The 311-nt window shown below is 73.6% G+C and carries 1 protein-coding gene; it reads left to right on the top strand.

What is annotated here, in order from left to right:
• Positions 1-131: 131 nt before the first annotated feature.
• Positions 132-311, top strand: a 180-nt coding sequence (locus tag M0638_RS28565; RefSeq protein WP_248670350.1) for a hypothetical protein, incomplete at its 3' end; no start/stop codon positions are given.

The following is a 311-nucleotide window of genomic DNA, read 5'->3' as shown; positions in this document are numbered from 1 at the left end:
CGATACCTGATGGGCCGCCTCGGCGGGTTGCGGGTGCTCATCATGCCCAAGCGTGCCGACGATGAGGGCGAGCATTCGCACAACCTCCTGCTGGGCGAGGCCGGCCAGCGCGACGGCAACGGGAGTGGTCGATGAGCGCCGCCGTCACCGACCTGCGTCTCCGTCGTGGCGCCGAGCACGTCTGCCGCCTCGGACCGTGCGCCCTGGCCGAGCTGCTGGCCGAGGTCGGCGCCCAGCACGGCATCCACGACGAGGTCGTCCGCGCCCTCGCCGCGTACCAGCGCGTCACGCCCGGCATGCTGCGCGCGGCC

The sequence above is a fragment of the Roseomonas acroporae genome (genome assembly GCF_023223525.1).
GTDB classification, from domain to species: Bacteria; Pseudomonadota; Alphaproteobacteria; order Acetobacterales; family Acetobacteraceae; genus Roseomonas_E; species Roseomonas_E acroporae.
This window is presented reverse-complemented; position numbering and strand designations above follow the sequence as displayed.